Source organism: Acidocella sp. KAb 2-4, from assembly GCF_020567705.1.
GTDB lineage: Bacteria > Pseudomonadota > Alphaproteobacteria > Acetobacterales > Acetobacteraceae > Acidocella.
Genome location: NZ_JAJDJU010000050.1, coordinates 1 through 5212 on the forward strand (window position 1 = coordinate 1; position 5212 = coordinate 5212).

General features: G+C 57.8%; 5 protein-coding genes. 3 read left to right on the forward strand and 2 right to left on the reverse strand.

The window, feature by feature from the left end; all coding sequences use genetic code 11:
• Positions 1-181 precede the first annotated feature (181 nt).
• Both LI953_RS15015 and LI953_RS15020 read left to right on the forward strand, forming a co-directional pair.
• On the forward strand, positions 182-1348 hold the full coding sequence (locus tag LI953_RS15015) for a class I SAM-dependent methyltransferase (protein ID WP_227076900.1): 1167 nt from the start codon (positions 182-184) through the stop codon (positions 1346-1348).
• Positions 1349-1446: 98 nt separating this feature from the next.
• Entirely contained in the window at positions 1447-2514 is a 1068-nt protein-coding gene (locus LI953_RS15020; protein WP_227076901.1) for a glycosyltransferase family A protein, read from the forward strand.
• 9 nt (positions 2515-2523) lie between these two features.
• Here the strand turns inward: LI953_RS15020 and LI953_RS15025 are convergent, their stop codons facing one another.
• On the reverse strand, positions 2524-3750 hold the full coding sequence (locus LI953_RS15025) for a radical SAM protein (protein ID WP_227076902.1): 1227 nt from the start codon (positions 3748-3750) through the stop codon (positions 2524-2526).
• 232 nt (positions 3751-3982) lie between these two features.
• Here LI953_RS15025 and LI953_RS15030 point away from each other — a divergent pair, with 232 nt between their 5' ends.
• Positions 3983-4897 (forward strand): methyltransferase domain-containing protein, encoded by a 915-nt coding sequence (locus tag LI953_RS15030; protein ID WP_227076903.1) that lies wholly within the window; start codon positions 3983-3985, stop codon positions 4895-4897.
• A 105-nt stretch (positions 4898-5002) separates the two neighbouring features.
• On the opposite strand, the gene LI953_RS15035 is transcribed toward LI953_RS15030, so the two are convergent.
• On the reverse strand, positions 5003-5212 hold a 210-nt coding region (locus tag LI953_RS15035), incomplete at its 5' end, for a TylF/MycF family methyltransferase (protein WP_227076904.1).

Below are 5212 nucleotides of genomic sequence, written 5' to 3' on the forward strand. Positions count from 1 at the left end.
ATAGCTGCCAGTCAGCACCCAGCCCTGCCGCTCAATATAGCGCCGGCAGACCTCGATCTGATCCGCAATCGACGCCGCACGCTGCTGGTCGGACGAGTACCGGCAGCAGCTCAACGCGCCCACATCGCACCTTACCCGACTTCCGATAAGCCGGCGTTCGCCTTGATTTATTGGGCTTTCGGTGGATGATTCGGTCTGGGTGCCGACGGTATTTTCCAAGAACCGGGACGCACCGGTGGTTGTGACTTGGCAGGCGCCCGGAAATCCGCCATGCCAGATGGGGCTCGACAATTCGGGATTTGCGGTCATGGCGTTTGTTTGCGCGGTTTGCGGCAGCACGGAGCTTGAAATTTTTGCCCTTGGCGGCTTGCGGCGTGGCGCTTGCCGTGCGTGTTTGCATGAGCAACGCATAGATATCGAGACCTTCGACTATACCGGCTTCGCCAGGGGCTCCACCGGCGCCGGGACCGCACGCATCGCTGACCAAGCGGCGTTTCTCGCGCGTCACATGCCCCCTGGCGCGCGGGTTCTGGAAATCGGCTGCGCCGCTGGGCTGCTGGCGCGGGCATTACGCCCAATCGTCGCCACAGAACGTTACGAAGGGCTGGAGCTGTCTCCTGCCAGAGCTGAGGCGACACTTCATCTCGATAAGGTGTATGATACCACGCTTCCAGCCTTGCAGGCACAAGGTATAATCCCCGAGCAGGGCTACGACATGGTGATCAGCTCACATTGCCTCGAGCATATCGCCGATATCAACACCGAAATCGCCGGCATCCGCACTATACTTGCGCATGGCGGCCTGTTATTCGTCGAGGTTCCCAACCGCAGCGGCAACCCCGGACTGCCCTATGACGATAATCGCGCCCATCTGCATTTTTTCTCGGTTTCGTCTCTGGTGCGGCTGCTCGGCCGCCATGGCCTGGACGTAAAAGCCCTTGAGACCGGGGCGTGGCATGACGCGCGCTATCCGGATTGCATCCGCGCCATCGCCCGGCCCGCCGGCCCACTGCCCGCCACGCGGTATAGTTTATCGGAGCACCCGCTTCTGTTGGGCATCGATGAGGTGATCGTCTGGGGGGCCGGCCGGATGGTTGACGAAATTCTGGCGCATTATTTTGACCCCGCCAGGATCGCGTTTTTTGTGGATAAGGACGAGCGCAAGCACGGCACGCAATGCATGGGACGGGAGGTCAGGCCGGTGGATGCGCTCCACAACTATCCTGGCTGCACCATCCTCATCAATTCGCTTGAATATGAGGACGCGATAAAAGGGCAGATCGACAGCGCGTTTCCGGGCGTGCAGGCCAAGATCATCACTATGTCAGATGTTCTAGGTGCCGCGTGAGCACCGCAGGCTGGTGGGGTGATCAGTCTTGGAACATCAACAATCCTCCCCCACGCGGTGGCAGAGGGACATGGAAGGCTTTGCCAACAGGAGGGGAAATGCGCTGCGCAATCACAGTTGTGATTCCGACACTCAACCGCGTGGAACTAGCCAAGCGGGCTTTGGCCAGCGCCATGGCCCAGACGGTTCCGGTCGAAATCATTCTCTCCGACAACGGCTCCACCGATAGTACGGACGCATATTTCGGCAGCATCACCTTGCCCGCGAATGTCCGCTATTTTCATCGCGACACGACCATTCCCGTCCAGGACCATGGTGCCTTCCTGCGCGAGCAGGTGACGACAGACTGGGTCGTCTTCCTCTCCGACGACGACGAGTTGGAGCCTGCCTTCGCCGAGGAGTGTCTTCGCCTGATCGACGAACGGCCCAACCTCGCGTTCATCTATACCGCCGCCTACCTGATTTACGACGGCTTCCGGCGTCCCGGAAAGTTTGGTCCGCGTTTTGAGGCGGGCGCCGACTTCCTTCTCAGTTTCATGAGAGGACAGCGCAATATCTGCATGTGCGCCACAGTTTTCCGGATTGCCGATTTGCGTGCCATCCCGCCCCAGCCAGCAAACCGCTTTATTGGTGACATGTATTACTGGGTCCGCCTGCTGGCTGGCGGCGGTGAGGTCGGCTGTGTTGACCAATACCTCTCTCATTATCATTTCTACCGGCCGTCGGTTTCCAACGAGACTGGGCGCATGAACATCGAACAATGGCATGCCGAGTCGCAGGAATTGGCCGAAATCATGACGGACACAATTTTGGCCGCCCCGGGCCGTGCCGCAGATGAGGCGGAGGTCGGCGCCACGGCGGCGCAATTCGTGGCGATGTCAACCATTCTGCAGGTGGTGTGGAATGCCCTGCGCAACGTGCCCCGCACTGACCTGTTCGGGGCCCTGTTCCGGCTGGCGCCCAGCCTGTGCTCAGGGCTGGAGAGCACGATCTACCTCTTCATCTACGGCACGGCGGCTATCATTCTGCCCCGCCCACTGTTGCAGCGGGCGCTGCTATGGCATGTGCAGCGAATGACTAGGAAAGACACCGCAAAACCTGCCGCGTCGGATTGCCGCGCTAGGCACGCGGCCGACGAAAGCAGGGCGGTCAGAAGTTCATCATGAACGCCACGCTCATTCTCCGACAAGGCGGCCGATCGTTCTCCGGTAGAGGTTGACCACCTTGCGCTCGCGCTCGCTCCCGGCGGGCACGAGGTGCTGACGCAGATCGCTGCGCCACACGGCACTGCGGATCCGCCCGAGGCGGTACTTGAAAATGTCGCGTATGCGCGCGGGGCCGAGATGCTCAATGTCATCGGCGCGACCCAACGGACCTTCCTGGCGGACTTTTGCGATGGCGGCAGGGAGGTCCTGGTGATACTTGACCCACACGGCGTCACCGAAAGTGGAAGAATAATCGATCGGTGTAATGCCGACCAACTCTTCCACCATGTACCAGAGCTTGGCCGCGAACTTCAAAGTTTCCTCAGGAACTTCGGCCGCGCCGTAGGGAAAGTCTGGGCAGATCATGACCTTGTTCGGCCGGAGCGCCAACATGGCCAGGACAAACCCCCACAGATCGTCTTCGCTCCTGTTGCTTTCGCATATGACGCATTTCAGCCAAAGATTATGAGTGCCGCTGTTTCGATATCGGATCAGATTGCGGATCACCTTGGGGAAAGTTTTCGTCCCGTGCAGCCTGTTGTAGCTGGAGGCCACCCCGGTATCGAGCGATGTCGTGAGGATAGCCTTGTTCTTCTTGAGCGCGTCATATAAAGTTTGGTTGAAGATCGCTGCGTTGGAATAGACGACGACCGTTCCCAGATCGTGATCCAACAGATAATTCAGAATGCGGTCAAAGTCTTTCAGGCTGGCCGTCTCGCCGCCGCTGAAATCAATCCAGTTATTGCCCTGGAGTTTTCCGGCTTTGTGGAACAATTCCATAAATTTGATGGGGTCGTACTGCGACTTGATGAAGTTGTCTTCTACGGTGAATACGCAATACGTGCAACGCTGGTTGCAGGCGCTGAAATGCTGAATGTTCATCCCGGCCGGCAGAGGCTCTCCCCCAAGCCAGGAGAAGTCTACGTCCTTATAAGGCTTTTCTTTCAGGTTGGCGCAGGTAATGCATGGCTCGATTTGCCCATCCCGGAAGCCGTTAATGGCCTCGAAAATCGCGCGCCGGCGACTGACTACCAGATCATACGTAACGCCGTCTTGGTTCAGTTCTTCGGTCGTCACCAATAAGGGGGCGTTAAGGGTACCGGTAACACAGGAGCGGACGCCGTCCAGCGCGAAACAAGCCCCCATCTCTATATATTTGCAGGATTTGACGAGATCGTTGGGCTTAAGGTCAACCATGCGCTTTTACACTCCTGAGGGACGCGCGAATGGGCCTTGAAGGCCGTGACATCGAGCGAAACAAGTTTAAGGGGGAGGCATCGGATTGTCCAGGCGTATACGACCGCTTCTATGCCGGTGATGCTGCATGGGGGGATTCGATGATTTGAACAATATTTTGCGGCTGCAGTTGGCGGGGGCCTTGACCTATTACGAGCGGAGAGGCGATTAGGAGTGGTACGGGAGAGAGCCGATGCCATCCATGCTGCCGGGACGATCAAACGATAGCTGTTTCTGCTGCGGTTCCCGGAATATCAGGCGCGAGTGGGGGGTAATCTCATCATTTTTCGCGCGGCGCGCATTGCTGGACGGGCCGCAGGCGGTGCCGATAATAAGGTGCAATGCCTGCGGTACACGGTATTTTGATTTTACGCCGACGCAGGAGGAACTCAGCCGCCTGTATGCGGGATACCGGGATGAGGCATATTTCCGCCTCAGGAATCATTTTGAGCCTTGGTATTCGCGCGAGCTGAACGAATCTCTGGGTGGCGAGGAAGAGATGCGCCAGCGCCGTAATGTGTTGCGAAACGCCTTGGTGGAATGCGGCATCGAGAACCGCTTTGGCGCGGTGCTAGACCATGGCGGCGACCGTGGTCAAATGGTTCTGGACCTGAGCGCGCATGTAAGGGCGGTGTATGATATATCCGGTGTGCCAGCAGAGGAAGGCGTCCAAGCCATCTGCTTGCCTGACTTGGTGGCACATGATTGGGACCTCATCCTGTGCTGTCACGTCCTTGAGCATTTGCCCGATCCGGCGGCGCATCTGCGCGCACTTCTCGCGCTGGGGCGGACCGGGACGCATTATTTCTTTGAGGTGCCGAACGAGAATTTTCGTAGCATTGCGGCGAGCGGTTGGCCGATACAGAAGCTATGGATTGATTTTGCAACAAAGTTTCCCTGGTTCTTCAGGCGTCTCGATTTCGTATCCCGTAACTTCGACTATCGCCTTAATTTCGTTCCGCCATTGCTGTTCTTTCCGCTGTGTGAACATCTTAGCTTCTTTACGGTGCAGGGGTTGACGGCGTTTCTTGAACGGCAGGGCGTTGAAATTCTATCGGCGGGCATTCGCCAGACGGGGCATATCGCGGTAGTGGCCCGCAAGCCATAGCGTTTCCTCGAAAAAGCGGCGCCCGGAGGCGCCATTTGATAGTCTGAAAAGGCCCCTTATCTACTCTTCGCCATGATCTTGTCCGTCATATTGCGCGACACCGGATCATATTGTCGGAATCAGTGGCTTTTGAATAAAACAGGAGCCAAACGGGAGCAGGAAGGGGGTCACCGGCAGATCAGCAAAAAAATCATCCACGGCCTTGCGCGCCCCAGGACATGTGGGGAACCCATAATCATCAAACACGACGATTCCTCCCGGCGAGAGACGTGGCCAGAAGTACTCAATGGCGGTCTTTATGGCTGAATGGATGTC